Here is a 17,596-nt window from a genome sequence, read left to right as displayed (position 1 = left end):
CGCCCGCCTGCGTTCGCACGCGCAGGTCTCTGGACGTGATGGAAGGTGGCGCTGAGCGCCACCCACCGGGCGGCAACTGAGCTGATGAGCTGCTCAGCTGCTCAGCCACTGAAAACGCGCCGTCAGCAGCGCATTCAGTCGGCCTTGAAGCCCGTGGCCGCCACAGCCTTGCCCCAGGTCACGGTGTCGGCCGCGATGGTGCGGGCAAAGTCCTGCTGGCTGGTGCCCGTCACGCGAAAGCCGGCCTCTTCCATCTTGGCCTTGCCTTCGGGCGACTGCACCGCCTTGACGATGTCGGCATTGAGCTTGGCAATGATCTCCGGCGGCGTCTTGGCCGGCGCCACGATGCCGAACCACGACGAGAACTCCAGGTTGGCGTAGCCCTGTTCCTTGATGGTGGGTACGTCCGGCAGCGTGTTGGTGCGGGTGGCGCCGGTGGTGCCCAGTGCGGCCAGCTTGCCGGCCTTCACGTTGGGGGCGGCCAGGCCCACGCTGGCGAACACGCCCTGCACGTCGCCGCTGAACAGGCCGCCCAATGCATCGGCCGTGTTCTTGTAGTGCACCGGCTCGGGCTTGAGCTTGACCGCATCGCCGAACATGAAGGCGCCAAAGTGCCCGGGCGTGCCCGCGCCGAAGGTGGCGAGGAACAGGCCCTTTTGCTGCTTGGTCCAGTCGACGAACTCCTTCACGTTGCGCGCCGGCACCTTTTGCGGGTTGACCAGCAGCACGAAGTCGGAGGTGACCACCTGGCTCACGGCCGTGAAGTCCTTGGCCGGGTCGTAGGGCAGCTTGTTGTAGCTGCTGGGGGCGATGCTGAGCTGGCCTGTTTCGCCCAGCATCAGCGTGTAGCCGTCGGGCGCGGCGCGCGCGGCTTCGCTGGCGGCGATCAGGCCGCCGGCGCCGGGCTTGTTGTCCACGATCACGCCGGCATTGCCCCAGCCTTCGGACAGCTTTTGCGCCAGCAGGCGCGCCACGATGTCCGGCCCGGTGCCGGCCGGAAAGCCCACGATGATGCGCACCGGCTTGTTCGGGTAAGTGGCGGCACTCTGCGCATGGGCGCCGGCCCAGGGCATGAGCCCGGCCAGCAAGGCGGCGGCCACGAGGGCGCGGCGGGGTGTGGTGGTCAGGGAGGAACGAGGCTGGGCGGTGGTCTTCATGGTTGTCTCCAGAAATTCTTGTGGGTCGGTCAGGGTCAAAAAACGCAAAGGCAAACGGTGGGTGGGTTCAACACGGGCAGCCGCCGGCTACCGCAGCTCGAAAAAGCGCATCGCCACGGCGTCCGGGTAGCGCGCGCCGGTGCCGACGAACATGCGCTCGGCGATCCAGGCCAGCGCCGGGGACGCGGTCTCGAAGCTCGGGCTGCAGCGGAAATAGATCTGCGCCGGGTCCACCGGCTCGCCGCGCACCAGGCGGGCGATCAGCTCGGCCGGGCCGGAGCGCACTGCCCGGTTCTGCACATAGATGAGATCGCCGCCATCGGTCTCCAGCACGTAGCGTGCGTCCAGCTCGGACAGCCGGTCGTTCACGATGAGCTGAAAATCCGCTCCACCGGGCAGCACCCGGGCGCTCCAGCCGTCGCCGGTGGCACTGCCGCCCAGGATGGGGATCAGCCGGCGCAGCCCGTGCACGGTGTGGCCCACCTCCTGCGGGGTGCCGACCTCCACGCGCAGGTCGGCAAAAAATCGGAATTGCGGGTCGGGCAAGGGGATGAGGTCAGACATGGGCCCTAGCGTAAGTCCCGTTGCGAAGCATGCCTGTCATCCCAGAGGATGACGGGATAACCCGACTGTCCGGCGGCGGCTGGCCTGGCGGTTTTGACGCACACTTCCCGATTTCCGCCAGCATCACCTCCCCCATTCAGACTTTCCCATGCGGCAGTGGCTCCCCCCTTCCTCGCAGACAGCGCCCGGCCGGCAGGTGCTGCACAGTGCCGCGAGCCAGACGCTCGCCGGCATGGTGCACCGCCTGGGCGACAACGGCTTTGCACCGGGCCTGCTGCAGGACCTGGAGCCGGTGCTGCCTGCGGCGTCCTGGTCGGTGTACCGCACGGGCCACCGCTGCAAGCCCACGCTCTTCATGTCGGCCAGCCGGGGCGTACCGGACACCACGCAGGACTGCTGGTGGGCGTACCTGTCGGGCCCGTACCGCAGCGACCGCACCTGGGGACGCTCGTTCGACGAGGCGCCGTTCGCCCAGCCCGAAACCCGCCTGTGCCATGTGACCGCCACCGAGGTCGAGGGCGAGCACCGCGCCCGTGTGTACGAGGCCCATGGCGTGGCCGAGCGCGTATCGGTGGTCGAATACGAAAGCGATGGCTCGGTGTTCGCCGTCAACTTCTACCGCCACCAGCACCAGCGCGCGTTCAGCGACCGCCAGATCGCCGCCTTCGAGTCCGTCGCACCGGTGCTGCTGGCGCTCACCCGCAAACACATCCTGCTGTCGCACGGCTGCGCGCCCTCCCCGCCCCTGCTGTGGCTGGAGGGGCCGGGCGGCAGCCCGCTGGCCCCTGGGCACGATCAGCCCGGCCCGCACGCCGCCCCGGCCCTGCTGGCGGCCGACGCGCCGCTCGGTCCGCTGGCTTCAGACGCGCTGCCAGCGCTGCGCATGCGCCTGATGCGGCTGCAGGCCGAGCTGACCGACCGCGAGCTCGATGTCTGCGCCCGGCTGCTGCAGGGCATGACGCACGAGGGCATCGCGAGCGACCTGGGCCTGAGCGTGCCCACCGTCAAGACCTACCGCAACCGCGCCTTCGCTCGCCTGGGCATCCACTTTCGCAACGAGCTGTTCGCGCGGGTGCTGGGCGGCTGAAGCGCCCCACCGGCGCGAAGGTCGCAGACCGATGGCCTGCACCTCCACAATGGACCGGCACGGCCACAGGCCCGCCGCCACGCCAGCAGGCATCACCGCGCGCCCGGCCTGAGGCCACACTCCAGGGCACAGCACGGCACAATCGGCGGCCTATGCCCGCCGCAGGCCCAGACGCCGCCCACCCCGAACCGCCCCGCTCCAACCGCGACGCCCTGATCGCCGCCTGGGCCCGCGCGCTGCGCCAGCGCGCCGATACCGCCACGCTGCAGGCACTGGCCCCGCTGACCGATGCCGAGGCCGCGCGCGTGATGGCACTGCTGCGCGAGGGGACCGCGGACGATGCCCCTCCATCCGCAACCGCGGCCGCCGCCCAGTCCGCGCCCACCCCGCCGGCATCGGGCCTGGTGCCGGGGCACTTTCGCCCGCGCATCACCCTCATGACACTGGGCCGGGGCGACGGACTGCTGGGCATGGCACCCCAGGGCAAACTGGGCCCGCGTGGCGAGAACGTGACCCTGGCGCAGATCGACTGGACCTACCGCACCGACAGCGGGGCCCGCTGGGAGACTGCTGCGCCCACCTCGGTGCTCAACGCCCGCCCTGCCCCCGTTCAAGACCTGTACGACACCGGCGGCCCCGTGGTGCGCATGCAGCGCAGCCTGGCGGCCGAGGCCGACGCCATGGACCGGGTGTGGGACCTGGGCCTGGTGCCCGTGGACCCCAAGCACCTGCAATGGCGCCACCGCGAAGCCGCCGCCACGCTGGGCCCCGTGTGGACCCTGCCGCAGGAGGTGCACTTCGGCGACTTCTGGGCCGACCAGATCCCGCAGCTGCGCGCCGAAGGCTGGAGCGTGGTGGTGCGCCCCGGCTTCGCGCACGAAAGCGTGCCGGTGCAGCGCTGGAAGCTCGTCATCGCCCCGGACACCGGCGAGCTGCTGGCCCGGGAAGTCGACGGCCCGCTGGGCCCACGCGAGCGCCCGGTGCAAAAGCTGCACCTGCCCGAACGCGAAGGCGCCTGGCTGCTGAGCCTGGGGATCGAGATCGACGGCGTCATGCTGGACCTGGCGCCCATGCTGGCCGACCTGCTGCGCCGCGATGTGCGCTGGCTCAACGCCCGCCAGATGGCGGCCATCGACGACATCGCCGTCATCTCGCTGCGAGCCCCGGGCGGGCGGCGCATCGACGCGCCCGCCGGCCCGCTCAAGGCCATCGTGGGCGCCATGGTGGACCTGCTCACCGACCCCACGCGCAAACAATTGCAGGACGGCGACCCGCTGCGCCTGGGCGCCTGGGAGACACGCCGCATCGAGGCGCTGCGTGCGGGCCTGGTGCAGGCGCACCGCGTGGGCACGGTGAACGGTTGGGACAACAGCTGGCAACTGCAGGGCGACCTGGGCCTGGCCCACCTGGCCCGGCGGCTGCGCCGCATCGGTGCGCCGCAGCCCGTGGACGCCCCCGCCGGGCTGCAGATACAGCTGCGCCCCTACCAGCTTGAAGGCCTGGCATGGCTGCAGTACCTGCGGGCCCAGGGCCTGGGCGGCATCCTGGCGGACGACATGGGGCTGGGCAAGACGGCGCAAGCCCTGGCCCACGTGCTGGCCGAAAAAGATGCCGGCCGACTCGTCCGCCCCGCCCTGGTGGTGGTGCCCACGTCGCTGCTCTTCAACTGGCAGGCCGAAGCCGCGCGCATGGCGCCCAGCCTGCGCGTGCTGAACCTGCACGGGCCTGACCGGGGCCGGCGGTTCCTGCAGATCGCGCAGCACGACCTGGTGCTGACCACCTATCCCTTGCTCTGGCGCGACGTCGATGCCCTCGCGGCCGAGCCGTTTCATCTGCTCATCCTGGACGAAGCCCAGATGGTCAAGAACGCCGGCAGCCGCAGCGCCCGGGCGCTGCGCAAGCTGCAGGCGCCGCACCTGCTGTGCCTGACGGGCACCCCGCTGGAAAACCACCTGGGCGAACTGTGGGCGCAGTTCGACTTTCTGATGCCCGGCTTTCTGGGCGATGTGCGCAGCTTCAACGCCCGCTGGCGCAAGCCTATCGAAGAGAACGGCGAAACCCTGCGCGCCCAGCTGCTGGCCCAGCGCGTGCGGCCCTTCATCCTGCGCCGGCGCAAGCAGGACGTGGCCACCGAGCTGCCGCCGCGCACCGAGGTCATCCAGCGCGTGCAGCTGCAGGGCAAACAGCGCGAGCTGTACGAAGCGGTTCGCACCACGGCCGACAAGCAGGTGCGCCGCGCGCTGGAGCGCCAGAGCTTCGAAGGCTCGCAGATCACCATCCTGGATGCGCTGCTGAAGCTGCGCCAGGTGTGCTGCGACCCGCACCTGGTCAAAGGCGCCACCGTCCACCCCGGCACCGAGCGCGCCAAGCTCGACCTGCTGGCCGACATGCTGCCCGCGTTGGTCGATGAAGGCCGCCGCGTGCTGGTGTTCTCGCAGTTCACCGAACTGCTGACGCTAGCCGCCGAACGCCTGGATGCGCTGGCCCTGCCCTACGCCACGCTCACCGGCCAGACGCCGCCCGGGCAGCGCGGCGCCGTGGTCCAGCGCTTTCAGGCCCAGGACGCGGCGAGTGCGCCCATCCTGCTGGTCAGCCTCAAGGCCGGCGGCACGGGCCTGAACCTCACCGCGGCAGACACCGTCATCCACTTCGACCCCTGGTGGAACCCTGCCGTGGAAGAACAGGCCACCGCCCGGGCCCACCGCATCGGGCAGGACCAGCCGGTGTTCGTCTACAAGCTGGTGGTGGAAGGCAGCATCGAAGAGCGCATGCTGGAGCTGCAGGCCCGCAAAGCGGCCCTGGCCGACGGCGTGCTGGGGCATGACGAAGCCGGCGCGGTGAAATTCAGCGAGGCCGACCTGACGGCACTGCTGGCGCCGCTGGCCGAGCCGGCCAACAACCCGCTGGCCATACCGGGTGAGGATGCGCGGCGGTGGGGCGGCACGGGCAAGCGCCGGCCCAGGCCCCTGCAGCCGCCTGAAAATGAATAAAAAGTGCCTCTACCGCTTGATAGGAAAGCGCTAGCAGCTATCAAATAAGTAGCAAATCCCCGCAGTACACCCCAACACACCGCAGCACCCGGCGCCAGGCGGTCTATGGCGCTCGCAACCTGCGCTCTCGCCGGATCATGCTGACCGACAAGCGCAGCAACAGCAGCCCGCCGGCACCGGTTAACACCACCGTCACCAGGTCCCACAGCAGCGAACCCACGCGCAGGCTGCGGTCCGCCACCGATTCCGCCGGTTTGTCAGGGTTGACCCATACCTGTATCGGCGCCCCCGTGCGCTGCGCGGCCTGCCACTGCGCCACCAGCTGCTCGTGATAGCGGCGCCCGCCGTCGCCAGCGGTGTCGATCACCGCGCGCTGGCCGGTGTAGTGCGTGCCGTCCGCGATGTAGCGATGGCGCACCAGGGCCTGGTAGTAGGTGCCGCCACGCGCCGTGCCACCCTGGTGCAACCGCGCGGACTCCACCTGCGCAGGCACCGCTTGCCAGTGGCGCATGCGAGACCAGTCCACCAGCGTGGGGCCCACGCCGAAGAACAGCAAGCCCAGGCTGGTGGCCAGCAGCATCAAGGCGGCCACCGCCAGCGCGACCTGCGACCACATCCCCGAACCGACGGGGCGCGCGGTGCTGCCACCGGGCGGTGTGTCGCGTCGGCGCTGCCGTTTGCGCGTACTGGACTTGCCCACTACGCAGTGACCCTGGCAGCATCGCTGCGCGATACGCTCGGCGGCGCGGTGGCAATGGAGACAACAAGGCGGACAAACGCGGTGCGAGGTGGCATGGGTGACTGTTGCCCGCCAGCGTGTGACAGGCTGTGGACGGTGACGATGGAAACGGAAAGACGGCATGAAGTCTAGAACCATCCGCCGCAGTGGCGCAGAATTCAAAAGCAGACTTCGGAGTGCGCCCCGCACACCCCGTCCCTAGAGTGCATGGCATCGCAACCAATTTGTGAGCCATCCACCATGCAGATGAACACCCTAGCCACCCACCGCCCCGCCATGCCCCGCACCCCGACCTCTCGCCAGGCCGACCAGGCCGCACACGCAGCGGCCACCCAGGCCGACCCGCGCTGGGCAGCGGTGCTGGCGCGCGACGCCCAGGCCGACGGCAGTTTCTGGTACTCGGTGCAGACCACCGGCGTGTATTGCCGCCCCAGCTGTGCAGCGCGTACGCCCCGGCCCGAGAACGTGCGGTTCCATGCCAGCTGTGACGACGCTGAAAGCGCCGGGTTTCGCCCCTGCCAGCGCTGCAGGCCCCGGCAGCCTACGGCGCTGGCCCACCATGCGGCGCTCGTGACCGACGCCTGCCGCACCATCGACAACGCCGCAGCCGACGGTGCGCCCTCTGTGGATGCGCTGGCAGCCAGCGCGGGCCTGAGCCCATCGCACTTTCACCGCATCTTCAAGCAGGCCACGGGCCTCACGCCCAAGGCCTATGCCGCCGCCCGGCGCGAGCAGCGCGTGCGCAGCGCGCTGGAGCAACCGGCCGACTCGGTCACCGACGCCATCTACAGCGCGGGCTACCAGTCCAGCAGCCGCTTCTATGAAAAGTCGCACCAGGTGCTGGGCATGACACCCACGCACTATCGAGCGGGCGGAGCCACGCAGCGCATCCGCTTTGCGGTGGCGCAGTGCTCGCTGGGCGCAATCGTGGTGGCGCACAGCGGCCAGGGCCTGTGCGCCATCCTGCTCGGCGACGACCCCGACGCCTTGGTCCGCGACCTGCAGGACCGCTTCGCCCAGGCCCAGCTGGTGGGCGGCGATGCCGACTTCGAAGCGCTGGTCGCCCAGGTGGTGGGCTTCGTCGAGGCCCCCGGCGTGGGCCTGGCCTTGCCGCTGGACGTGCAGGGCACCGCCTTCCAGCAGCGGGTGTGGCAGGCGCTGCGCTCCATCCCGGCTGGGCAGACCGCCAGCTATGCCGAGATCGCCCAGCGCATCGGCGCCCCCACCGCCACGCGCGCCGTGGCGCAGGCCTGCGGCGCCAATGCGCTGGCCGTGGCCATTCCCTGCCACCGGGTGGTGCGGAGCGACGGCGCGCTGTCGGGCTACCGCTGGGGAGTGGAGCGCAAGCGCGCGCTGCTGGAACGCGAGGCCGAGGCCGCAGCCCCAGCAGCCACAAAGAAGGCAGCAGCATGAGCGCACTGCCCTGCACCCCGCCGGCAAGCCCGAGCCAGGGCACCTGGCCTGGTCGCATCGCTGCCATCGACTGGGCCCAGGCCACCGACGACCTGCACACCCAGGGCCACGCGGTGCTGCAGCAACTGCTCGGCCCCGATGAGTGCATGGCGCTGGCCGGGCTGTACCGCCAGGCCGGCCCGCCCGTGTTCCGCAGCCGCGTCGTCATGCAGCGCCACGGTTTCGGCCTGGGCGAATACCAGTACTTCAGCTACCCGCTGCCGGACGTGGTGGCCGGGCTGCGCGATGCGCTGTACCCGCACCTGCAGCCCATCGCCAACCACTGGAACGCCGCCATGGGCATCGAGGTGCGCTACCCCGCGCGGCATGCCGACTTCATTGCGCGCTGCCATGCGGCCGGCCAATTGCGCCCCACACCGCTGCTGCTGCAGTACGCGCCCGGCGACTACAACTGCCTGCACCAGGATCTGTATGGCGAGCATGTGTTTCCGCTGCAGGTCGCCATCCTGCTGTCCGAGCCCGGCCGGGACTTCACCGGGGGCGAGTTCGTGCTGACCGAACAACGCCCCCGCATGCAGTCGCGCGCCGAGGTGGTGCCCCTGCGCCAGGGCGATGCCGTGGCGTTCGCGGTGCACCACCGCCCGGTGCAGGGCACGCGGGGCGTCTACCGGGTGAACCTGCGGCACGGTGTGAGCCGTGTGCGGTCAGGGCAGCGGCATACGGCGGGGATCATCTTTCATGATGGTGAATAAACTTTCTCCCCCTGAGTCGCCTGCGGCGCCTTCCCCCTCTCTCACTGCGCGGGAGTGGGACGCACCCGGTGGCCTGGCAGAGCCAGTTCCACGGGTGCACTGGCCTTGGCCGCGCCAGTTGCTGCGACCGCGTGTTGGCGCAACGGCAGGGATTTGCACACGATGACACTGGATCTGTTCGAACATTTGCCAACACCCCACGAGCCCGAATTGCTGGAGCCGGGTGCCGTGGTGCTGCGCGGCTTTGCCCTGGCGCAAGCGGCCGAGCTGCTGCAGGCCGTCGACGCCATTGCGGGCAGCGCGCCCTTCGGGCACCTCATCACGCCCGGCGGCAAGCGCATGTCGGTCGCCATGACCAATTGCGGACCTTTGGGGTGGATCAGCGATCGCAGCGGGTACCGGTATGGCCCCGTGGACCCGGACACCGGCAAGCGCTGGCCGCCCATGCCCGCTGCATTTCGGCAATTGGCCCTCAATGCCGCCGATGCAGCGGGCTATCCCGGCTTTGCGCCCGACGCCTGCCTCATCAACCGCTACGAGCCCGGCACGCGGCTGTCGCTGCACCAGGACCGCGACGAGGGCAACTACGACCACCCCATCGTGTCCGTCTCGCTCGGCATTCCGGCGGTCTTCCTGTGGGGCGGCGCAGCGCGCGCCGACAAGGCCCGGCGCGTGGGCCTGTGGCATGGCGACGTGGTGGTGTGGGGCGGGCCGGCGCGGCTGCGGTTCCATGGCGTACTGCCGCTGGCCGTGGGGGAGCATGCGATGACGGGGCCGGTGCGCATCAACCTCACCTTTCGCAAGGCCGGCTGACAGACCACAGATTGCGTTCGCCCCGCCGGTGCTGCCATCGCTCCATCCAAGCATCCCATAGACCAGCACAGCCAAACTCTGCGAGATCGATGTTTTGGGCGATGGTCTGGTGCTCACCCAGATCGTCAATCTTGCGTTTGTACAAGCGCATGGCGCCTCTAAACAGCATATTTCTGTGCTCAGCATCCCCTGCGAAGAATAAATGCATAGTTTAAATTTGAATTATGCACGAATCTATATCGTTTCTGTTCGTTGCAGCTGGTCAAGCTTACTCTCGCTATAGTTCCCAATCGTCTCTTGATGATAGCAATATCGAAGTCGAGATGCCGCCTTTTCATCAACATGAAATAGCTTGGGAAACTAATAAATGATGTACTTCTACAAAGATAAAAATGGGCATCCAGTCTATTCAGACCGAATGCCATCTCCAAACGAAACAACTTCACCGGTGACCGTCACATTGAACGGTATCGTGGTAAAAACAGAGTCTGCACCCAAAAGCCCGCATGATGAAGCCAAGGGATACATTGCCGATGCACGCAAGCATATTCCAAAAACAATTGCCTACATTGACTACGTAGAGTACTTAAGAAAAAATAATCCCGTACGCTATCATCAATATATAATGGACATTAAAAAGAATGACCCAAAAACCTTTGTCAAGTTGACGCAAGCCCGTATTTTTCAGCCCCTTCAGCCACACCAACGGCTCTCCAATATGCTGGATGCTGGTACGTCAGTTTTGGGTGATCTGTTTGCAGGCCGCTCCAGCACAGGCACGGCTGCTACGTACGCCGAAAAAACCCTGACAGACTACATGAAGAAAGATGGCTTCATTCCTGGCAGTGTCTTGGGAAACAAGGCAACAACCTTGCCTGAAAAGATACCCACCTACAGCAATACGCGCCTGGGGCAATGGTCACAAAAAGAGAGTGAGAGACTCGCAAAGGCATCCAAGGCAGCGCAGACGGCTGTTTCTGGGCGGCCTGTGTTGACGGCAGCGGGCACTGCGGCTACCAGAGTTGGTGGGCCTGTGTTGGATGCGATGATAGGCGCGCTAGACCCGCAAATGGTTCCTGGCATTGCAGCAACTGCGGGCTTCGCAAAATACAAGAAAAATTTAGAGGCAAAGGGCATTTTTTTGTACGAAGACGAGCTGTACCTTCGACAATACCTGGCAAGCGGTAACTGGGAAGCCGCAAGAAATTTAATCAGAGAAGCGGCCTTGAGGTCCAAAAAATGAAAAGATTTTTTATATTTGTATTCCTGTGGTTATTCATTAATAGTTCCGTCTTGGCGCTCGATTTGCAATGGCCTCCCCAAATGCAACAGCTTTGCAAGAAAGCTGAAAAAGAAAAATTCTCGCCTAGTCCTGCATCATTAAAATCACCACATCCCGAGAAGCTATTTAATTTGATTGAGATGGGTGGAGGCTACGACGAAGTTTCAAAAGAAATCGGTCAAAGAAGCCCTGATAAAATAATCAGCCAAGGTGTCACCCCCATGATGGTGGCTGCGTTGGTGGGAAACTGGGCTGCAGCCTCAGCGTTGATCAGCAAGGGAGCCGATGTAAACTTCAAGCGACCTCCCGAAATCACCACAACTCCGCTTGAGCTCTCGATATTCAGCAGGAAATTTATTTTTGCTTGCAAATTGATGGAGAACGGAGCAAAAATCCCTCGAAGCAAAAATGATAGACAAGCCCTCCTCAGAGACTCTCTAATTACGCTTCCATCTGAAATGGAGGATGGCGCTATTTTTGTGGATTTTTTAATTGAGAACGGATTGAATGCGAATGATATGGGCAGCACACTCGAAACGCCATTAATGCGTGCGGTGGGAGTAGGCTCCATCCCGGCCATTCAAGTTTTGCTATCCCATGGAGCGCGCTTAGATATTGCAAAACACAATGGCTTGACTGTCTGGGATGTAGCAAAAAAGAAGAACAATCCGGAAGTCGTTAACCTATTAATGGCCGCACAGAAAAAACAGAATTCCGCCGGAGGAGGACGTGTTAAATTCAGAAATGAGAAGTAATCGCTGTGGATGATTGATATTTCATACCAGATGATGGATTGGTTTAAAGCGGTATTAACTTCCCAAGGCATTAGCGGTTGCGCAGGATTTTTTGCTGCTGCCAGTGCTCTCGGCGCAAAGAAGCCGCCACATCCGCGTGCTGCTTTTTAATCTGGCTATTTTTGTTCTTTACCGCTGGATGGACAAGCGCCAGCAGCTATGCATTCAATAGCCCTCAGGCGTCCACGCCGCCTCGGGGCCAGAAGCGCACCGGGCCCCATGCGGCCCCGGCTTTGCCAAAATGCCGCCATGACCACGCCCACCGCCCCACTTGGCCGCACGCCGCACTACTGGCTCATGAAGTCCGAGCCCGAAGAATGCTCCATCGACGACGCCCTGGCCGCCCCGGCCGCCACCGTGCCGTGGACCGGCGTGCGCAACTACCAGGCCCGCAACTTCATGCGTGACGACATGCAGGTGGGCGACGGCGTGCTGTTCTACCACTCGAGCTGCCCCGAACCCGGCATCGTCGGCATCGCGCGCGTGGCCTCGGTCACGCGGCCGGACCCGACCCAGTTCGAACCCGCATCGCCCTACCACGACCCCAAGTCACCCACAGACAAGCCGCGCTGGCTGCTGCTGGACGTGCAGGCGGTGAAGAAGACGCGGCTGATGCCCCTGGCTGAAATGCGGGAGCACCCCGCCTTGACCGAGATGCGCGTGCTGCAAAAGGGAAGCCGCCTGTCCATCACGCCCGTCGCCCCGGCCGAGTGGGCGGCCATCGTCAGCGCCTTGCAGGCGGGCTGACGGGGCTCATCGCTTTCGCAATACTGCCGCATCGCTGCGGTATCGCTCCCCAGGGCAGCCATACCGCAGCAACGGCCACCGCCCCACGGCCCGGTCGCGGCCCACGCACTCACCCCCGCCGCCGGGGCATGAGCTCTCGCGGCGCCATGTCGCCCGACGCTGCGGACTGCAGCAGCTTGCGAAACGACGGGCACTCCATGTGGCTCGGCGCCGGGCACACGGCGGCATGGCGCAGGCTGGCGCTCATGGCCTCCAGGCGCCGCACCATTTCATCGATCTGGTCCGCCTTGGCCGTCAGCATGCCGCGGTCGATGTCGGGCTGGCCGTCGCTCGCAAACATGGTGGCGATCTCGTCCAGCGAGAAGCCCGCCACGCGCCCCAGCGCGATCAACGCGAGCTGATCGAGCACCCGCGCGTCGAACAGCCGCCGCAGGCCGTGGCGGCCGGTGGAGGCTATCAAGCCTTTTTCCTCGTAGTACCGCAGTGTGGACGCGGCCACGCCCGAGCGCCTGGCGACTTCGCCGATGTCGATCACAAAAACCTCTTTACTTCAAGTTGACTTGAATTCGTACAGTACCCAAACACCGGTGCTCAGTCAACTGTGAAAGAAACGAGGAACCTATGAATGAATGGACCCACGAGGCGCTGCGCGTGCTGTGGATCGGCGTCGGCGCCACGGCGGTGATGGACGTGTGGCTGACTGCGCTGCGGCGGCTGGGCGTGCCCACGCAGCCGTTTGCGCTCATCGGGCGCTGGGCGGGGCATCTGCTGCGTGGACGGTGGTTTCACGACGCCATTGCCCAGTCCACGCCGGTGCGTGGCGAGCGCGTGGCGGGCTGGACCGTGCACTACGCCGTCGGCATCGGATTTGCGGCCCTGGCTGTGCTGGTGAATGGCCGCGGCTGGGCTGCAGAGCCCACGCTGCTGCCGGCGCTGGCCATCGGCATTGCCACCGTGGTGGCGCCCTGGTTCGTGATGCAGCCCGCCATGGGCAGCGGCATCGCGGCGTCCCGCACTGCCACGCCCTGGCGCAACCGGCTGCGCAGCCTGGCCAACCATGCGGTGTTCGGCCTGGGCCTGTACCTCGCCGCCTGGGCGTGGATCCGCTGCGTTGCGGCCTGACCCTTTTTCGCCTATCCCTGTTTTTGAATGGAGCTTTTGACATGACGACAAGCAAGAAGATCGCCGTGGTGTTCCACAGCGCCCACGGCCACACCGAGCGCATCGCCCAGCACGTCGCGCACGGCGCGCGCAACGTGGGCGGCACACAAGTGCAATTGATCGAGGCCGCCAGCCTGACCCCGGCGCCTGATGTGCTGCAAGAATTCGACGGCCTGGTGTGGGGGTCGCCCACCTACCTGGGCGGTGTGTCGGGCGTGTTCAAGACCTTCATGGACGCGACCGGCGGCCTGTGGCGCCGACAGCAGCTGCAGGGGCGGCTGGCGGCGGGTTTCACCGTGTCGTCGCTGCCTGCGGGCGACAAGCAGTCCACGCTGCTGTCGATGTTCGTGTTCTCCATGCAGCACGGGATGGTCTGGGTGGGCAACCCCATCCTGCCCGAGCAGCACAGCGGCACGCCCTATGACGAAGCGGCCAACCGGCTGGGTTCGTGGTCGGGCCTGATGGCGCAGGCGGGGCATGCGTCTGCACCCGATGCGTTTGCGCCCGGCGACATCAGGACGGCCCACCTGTTCGGGCAAAACTTTGCGCGCAAGGTGCACGGCTTTGCGCCACACACCGTGCAGGGCATGGTGGCCGACGCAGCCGAGGCCGCAGCATGATCCCGCAGCGCTTTGCGCCGGTGCTGTTCGGTTTCATCCTGTCGGGACTGATGTCGCTGCTGGTGTCGGGTATCTCCACGCTGCACGCGCGCGGCTGGTCGGCCGAATTCGTCGGCGTGTGGGCCGGGGCCTGGCTCACGGCCTGGGCTTTTGCGTTCCCTTGCGTGCTGGTGGCGGCCCCGCTGGCGCGGCGCTGGGTGGCGCGGCTTACGTCGCCGTAGCGCTGGCGGGGTCCGGGGCCATCAGGTCAGGCGCGCGGTACACCAGCACCTTGAGCGACCGGTCTGCATCGGCGTCGGCGAACACGGCCGGGTTGGCCACGCGCTCCACAAAGGCGAGCTCCGGCGCCAACTCGCGCATCTGGTCCTGCAGAAAAGCGGCGCCCAGCTCCGGCGCATTCAGGCACAGCAGCGCGTGGCCGCCCGGCGCCAGCAGATCGGGCAGGCGGCGCATCAGGCGCGCATAGTCCTTGGTGGCCACGAAGCTGCCCTTCTGGTAACTGGGCGGGTCCACGATGACCAGGCCATAGGGCCCACCGCGCGTGATCTTGCCCCAGCTGCTGAAGATGTCGTGCGGCAAAAACGCGGCGCCGGTGGTGATGCCGTTGAGCTGGTGGTTCTGCTGCCCGATGCCGATGGCCCCATGGCTCATGTCCACATTGACCACCTGCCGGGCGCCCGCCTGCAGCGCCACCACCGAAAACGCGCAGGTGTACGCAAACAGGTTGAGCACCTTGAGGCCGTAGCGGTCGGCGCTGCGCGCGGCTGCGTAGTCGCGCACCCACCGGCGGCCTGCGGCCATGTCGAGGAACAGGCCGTGGTTCTGGCCGCGCAGCACGTGCACGCGGTAACGCGCGCCGGCTTCGGTCACCGTGTGCGGGTCGGGCACGGCGCCGGCCATCAGGCGGGTCTCGCTGCGGCCCTCGATGCGCAGCGACTCGCCCCGGTGCTGGAACACCCAGTTGAGCGGCTCGCCAGCCGGGGCGATCTGCGCCCAGCGTGCCTGCAGGGCTGCGCCGATGGCAGCCAGCTCTTCTTCCGTCGCGGGCGCAAAGCTGGTCAGCACGAAGACCGGCGGGTAGGCATCCAGCGCCCATTGTTCGCAGCCGGGGTGCAGACCCCCGCGGCCATGAAAGACGCGCCCGGCTTCGGTCGGCAGGGGCATGGAGGCAATGGCGTCGAGCAGGGCTTGCATGGGAGCGTTGAGGTGAAGAACAACCGGGGAGATGATAAAAAACAGCCGCTACCGCTGGATGGACGCGCGCGGGCAGCTACGGAATCAATAGCACCGGATTATCGCGCGCGGGGCGGTGGTACAGGCGTGCACTCGGCGGTTTGCCTTCACTCGCGATTCAGCATCCACCTACACCCACCTGCATCGACCAGTGCAAAGATGTGCGGCCGTGACCAAAGTGCAGACCTATGGGCTATCGATCGACCACCCAAGGCCTGGTAGCAAATGCCATTACATTCGCTGCCAGGGCATGGGCACGGCCTCAACTTCAGCCAAAGACTTCAACCAAGGAACCTCATGTTTTCCATCATCGGAACCATCATCGTCGGCTTCATCGTGGGACTGATCGCGCGGGCCCTGAAGCCGGGCGACGACAAGCTGGGCTTGATCATGACCACGTTGCTAGGCATCGCAGGTGCGTTTGTCGCGCGCTATGTGGGCGTGGCGATGGGCTGGTACGCACCCGAAGCGCCCGTGGGCTGGATCGCATCGATCATCGGCGCCATCGTGCTGCTGGTGATCTACGGGCTGATCAAGAAGAAGGCCTGACCTTCGGCGGGGCTGTGGGCCGCGATGGGTGGGCGGTGCCCTGAAAGCGCAGCACGGCGACCCCACCGCGACCCCACCGCGAGTCTCCGCACCTGATTCCCTTGCGCGGCCCTACCCGGCCGCGCCCTGCAGCATCAACGCCACATGCTGCAACAGCATCACCGTCTTGCCGTCCTCGATGGCGCCGCTGCCGATGCCCGCCAGGGCTTCGGCCAGCGGCATCTCGATGACCTCGATGTCCTCCCCTTCGTCGGCCAACCCGCCCCCGCTGCGGATGCGGTCCGCTGGCTCGTATTCGGCCACGAAGAAGTGGAGCTTTTCAGTGACGGAGCCCGGGCTCATGTACGCCTCGAACACCTTGCGCGGCTGGCGCACGCGGTAGCCGGTTTCTTCCTCTGCCTCGCGGCGGATGCAGGTTTCAGGGTCGTCGCCGTCGAGCAGGCCCGCGCAGGTCTCGACCAACATGCCGTCCGCGCTGCCGTTCAGAAACGCCGGCAGGCGGAACTGGCGTGTGACCACCACCATCCTCCGGCGCGGGTCGAACAGCAGCAGCGCCGCGCCGTTGCCCCGGTCATACGCTTCGCGGCTCAAGGTCTGCCACTGGCCGTCGCGGCGGCGCAGGTCGAAGGTGACCTTGCGCAGCGTGTACCAGTGGTCGGAAAGCACATCCACCGCCAACAGCTGGACCTGGTCAGTGCTGGCCGGCACCGGCGCGGGCACGGGGCGGCTCACAGGCTTGTTCCTTCGGCCGGCACGGCCGGGGTGCGCTGGTGCAGCGGGAGGTCGTGGTCGATAGAGGTGGACATGGTTTTGCGCCATCGTGATTCGTGCAATATCATGCACAAACACGCAAATTCACGCAACCCGGGTACCGTACCGTTTGCCCACGCCACGTTCCTCCCATGCTGACCCGCCACCGCAAGCAACTTATCCTGGAACGCCTTCGGCAGCACGGCCAGGTCGTGGCCAAAGCCCTGAGCGAAGAACTCGGCATCTCCGAAGATACGGTGCGCCGCGACCTGCGCGAGCTGGCGGCCGAAGGCCTGCTGCAGCGCGTGCACGGCGGCGCCCTGCCCGCCTCCGCCGCGGTGGGTAGCCTGCAGGTGCGCGCGCAACTGGCTCCCGAAGACAAGCGCGCCCTGGGCCGCGCCGGGGCGGCGCTGGTGCAGCCCGGCCAGGTGGTGATCCTGGACGGCGGCACCACGTCGCTGCAGGTGGTGCAGCACCTGCCGCTGCAACTGCGCGCCACCATCGTCACGCACAGCCCGGCCGTGGCCGTCGCGCTGGCGGGGCATACGGAGGTGGAGGTGCTGGTGCTGGGGGGCCGCCTGTTCCGCCACTCGATGGTGAACGTGGGCGCCAGCGTGGTCGAAGCTGCGGCCCAGCTGCGCGCGGACCTGTACCTGATGGGCGTGACCGGGGTGCATGCGGACGCGGGCCTGACCACGGGCGACTTCGAGGAGGCCGCCGTCAAACGCGCCCTGCTCCAGCGCGCGGCCGAGACGGTGGTGCTGGCCTCTGCCGACAAGCTGGGGGCCGCATCGGCCTTCACGGTGGCGCCGCTCAAGGCCCTGGTGGGCCTGGTGGTGCCTGCCAATACGCCCGCAAGCGTGCGCAATGCGCTGAAGGCGGCCGGAGCGCCCGTGACCCTGGCACCCGCCTGATCCTGGGTGGACCTGGGGGGCCGGTGCAGAC

General features: G+C 66.7%; 20 protein-coding genes. 14 read left to right on the top strand and 6 right to left on the bottom strand.

Features of this window, described 5'->3' with window-relative positions; translation table 11 throughout:
- Positions 1–134: 134 nt before the first annotated feature.
- Together ACSQ3D_RS09140 and ACSQ3D_RS09135 are read right to left on the bottom strand one after the other, a co-directional pair.
- A complete protein-coding gene (locus ACSQ3D_RS09140) occupies positions 135–1,157 on the bottom strand; it encodes a Bug family tripartite tricarboxylate transporter substrate binding protein (RefSeq protein ID WP_436126643.1) in 1,023 nt (340 codons plus the stop codon).
- 87 nt (positions 1,158–1,244) lie between these two features.
- On the bottom strand, positions 1,245–1,721 hold the full coding sequence (locus ACSQ3D_RS09135; protein WP_056169004.1) for a DUF3237 domain-containing protein: 477 nt from the start codon (positions 1,719–1,721) through the stop codon (positions 1,245–1,247).
- A gap of 148 nt (positions 1,722–1,869) precedes the next feature.
- On the opposite strand from ACSQ3D_RS09135, the gene ACSQ3D_RS09130 reads away from it, so the two are divergent.
- On the top strand, positions 1,870–2,808 hold the full coding sequence (locus tag ACSQ3D_RS09130; protein ID WP_436126642.1) for a helix-turn-helix transcriptional regulator: 939 nt from the start codon (positions 1,870–1,872) through the stop codon (positions 2,806–2,808).
- 152 nt (positions 2,809–2,960) lie between these two features.
- Positions 2,961–5,798 carry a DEAD/DEAH box helicase gene (locus tag ACSQ3D_RS09125; RefSeq protein ID WP_436126641.1) on the top strand — a complete coding sequence of 946 codons (2,838 nt, stop codon included), beginning with the start codon at positions 2,961–2,963 and terminating at the stop codon, positions 5,796–5,798.
- 103 nt (positions 5,799–5,901) lie between these two features.
- Here ACSQ3D_RS09125 and ACSQ3D_RS09120 read toward each other — a convergent pair whose 3' ends face one another.
- Positions 5,902–6,414, bottom strand: a complete 513-nt coding sequence (locus ACSQ3D_RS09120) for a DUF3592 domain-containing protein (RefSeq protein ID WP_436126640.1) — start codon at positions 6,412–6,414, stop codon at positions 5,902–5,904.
- 399 nt (positions 6,415–6,813) lie between these two features.
- Here ACSQ3D_RS09120 and ada point away from each other — a divergent pair, with 399 nt between their 5' ends.
- The 7 genes from ada to ACSQ3D_RS09085 all read left to right on the top strand — a co-directional run bounded on the left by ada (position 6,814) and on the right by ACSQ3D_RS09085 (position 12,338).
- On the top strand, positions 6,814–7,950 hold the full coding sequence (gene ada / locus ACSQ3D_RS09115; protein ID WP_436126639.1) for a bifunctional DNA-binding transcriptional regulator/O6-methylguanine-DNA methyltransferase Ada: 1,137 nt from the start codon (positions 6,814–6,816) through the stop codon (positions 7,948–7,950).
- Entirely contained in the window at positions 7,947–8,702 is a 756-nt protein-coding gene (locus ACSQ3D_RS09110; protein ID WP_436126638.1) for a 2OG-Fe(II) oxygenase, read from the top strand. Before ada ends, ACSQ3D_RS09110 begins: the two co-directional genes overlap by 4 nt.
- Positions 8,703–8,864: 162 nt before the next feature.
- The gene (gene alkB, locus ACSQ3D_RS09105; RefSeq protein WP_436126637.1) at positions 8,865–9,515 is read left to right on the top strand and encodes a DNA oxidative demethylase AlkB; all 651 of its coding nucleotides are present in this window, start codon (positions 8,865–8,867) and stop codon (positions 9,513–9,515) included.
- Between the two features lie 367 nt (positions 9,516–9,882).
- Positions 9,883–10,758 carry a hypothetical protein gene (locus ACSQ3D_RS09100; RefSeq protein ID WP_436126636.1) on the top strand — a complete coding sequence of 292 codons (876 nt, stop codon included), beginning with the start codon at positions 9,883–9,885 and terminating at the stop codon, positions 10,756–10,758.
- Entirely contained in the window at positions 10,755–11,552 is a 798-nt protein-coding gene (locus ACSQ3D_RS09095; protein ID WP_436126635.1) for an ankyrin repeat domain-containing protein, read from the top strand. Before ACSQ3D_RS09100 ends, ACSQ3D_RS09095 begins: the two co-directional genes overlap by 4 nt.
- A 9-nt stretch (positions 11,553–11,561) precedes the next feature.
- Entirely contained in the window at positions 11,562–11,702 is a 141-nt protein-coding gene (locus ACSQ3D_RS09090) for a hypothetical protein (protein ID WP_436126634.1), read from the top strand.
- Positions 11,703–11,840: 138 nt separating this feature from the next.
- Positions 11,841–12,338, top strand: a complete 498-nt coding sequence (locus ACSQ3D_RS09085) for an EVE domain-containing protein (RefSeq protein WP_436126633.1) — start codon at positions 11,841–11,843, stop codon at positions 12,336–12,338.
- A gap of 109 nt (positions 12,339–12,447) precedes the next feature.
- On the opposite strand, the gene ACSQ3D_RS09080 is transcribed toward ACSQ3D_RS09085, so the two are convergent.
- A complete protein-coding gene (locus ACSQ3D_RS09080) occupies positions 12,448–12,873 on the bottom strand; it encodes a helix-turn-helix domain-containing protein (protein ID WP_056421351.1) in 426 nt (141 codons plus the stop codon).
- Positions 12,874–12,959: 86 nt separating this feature from the next.
- Between ACSQ3D_RS09080 and ACSQ3D_RS09075 the strand changes: the two genes are divergently transcribed.
- Genes ACSQ3D_RS09075 through ACSQ3D_RS09065 form a run of 3 tightly spaced genes read left to right on the top strand, consistent with a single transcriptional unit; the run spans position 12,960 to position 14,340 of the window.
- A complete protein-coding gene (locus tag ACSQ3D_RS09075; RefSeq protein WP_436126632.1) occupies positions 12,960–13,460 on the top strand; it encodes a DUF2938 domain-containing protein in 501 nt (166 codons plus the stop codon).
- A gap of 41 nt (positions 13,461–13,501) precedes the next feature.
- Entirely contained in the window at positions 13,502–14,119 is a 618-nt protein-coding gene (locus tag ACSQ3D_RS09070; RefSeq protein ID WP_436126631.1) for a flavodoxin family protein, read from the top strand.
- Positions 14,116–14,340, top strand: a complete 225-nt coding sequence (locus tag ACSQ3D_RS09065) for a DUF2798 domain-containing protein (RefSeq protein WP_056421354.1) — start codon at positions 14,116–14,118, stop codon at positions 14,338–14,340. Before ACSQ3D_RS09070 ends, ACSQ3D_RS09065 begins: the two co-directional genes overlap by 4 nt.
- Here the strand turns inward: ACSQ3D_RS09065 and ACSQ3D_RS09060 are convergent.
- Positions 14,327–15,313: a class I SAM-dependent methyltransferase gene (locus ACSQ3D_RS09060; RefSeq protein WP_436126630.1), complete on the bottom strand. Its 987-nt coding sequence runs from the start codon at positions 15,311–15,313 to the stop codon at positions 14,327–14,329. The genes ACSQ3D_RS09065 and ACSQ3D_RS09060 overlap by 14 nt on opposite strands.
- Before the next feature lie 336 nt (positions 15,314–15,649).
- On the opposite strand from ACSQ3D_RS09060, the gene ACSQ3D_RS09055 reads away from it, so the two are divergent.
- Positions 15,650–15,901, top strand: coding sequence for a GlsB/YeaQ/YmgE family stress response membrane protein (locus ACSQ3D_RS09055; RefSeq protein ID WP_056168968.1), 252 nt, complete (start codon positions 15,650–15,652; stop codon positions 15,899–15,901).
- Between the two features lie 111 nt (positions 15,902–16,012).
- On the opposite strand, the gene ACSQ3D_RS09050 is transcribed toward ACSQ3D_RS09055, so the two are convergent.
- Positions 16,013–16,609: an NUDIX domain-containing protein gene (locus tag ACSQ3D_RS09050; protein ID WP_436126735.1), complete on the bottom strand. Its 597-nt coding sequence runs from the start codon at positions 16,607–16,609 to the stop codon at positions 16,013–16,015.
- A gap of 194 nt (positions 16,610–16,803) precedes the next feature.
- On the opposite strand from ACSQ3D_RS09050, the gene ACSQ3D_RS09045 reads away from it, so the two are divergent.
- On the top strand, positions 16,804–17,565 hold the full coding sequence (locus ACSQ3D_RS09045) for a DeoR/GlpR family DNA-binding transcription regulator (RefSeq protein ID WP_436126629.1): 762 nt from the start codon (positions 16,804–16,806) through the stop codon (positions 17,563–17,565).
- The last annotated feature ends 31 nt before the right edge of the window (positions 17,566–17,596 follow it).

This window comes from Acidovorax sp. LjRoot117, assembly GCF_964252695.1.
Classification (GTDB): Bacteria; Pseudomonadota; Gammaproteobacteria; order Burkholderiales; family Burkholderiaceae_C; genus Acidovorax.
The sequence above is the reverse complement of the archived record's forward strand: the minus strand, read 5'-3'. Positions and strand labels throughout refer to the sequence as shown.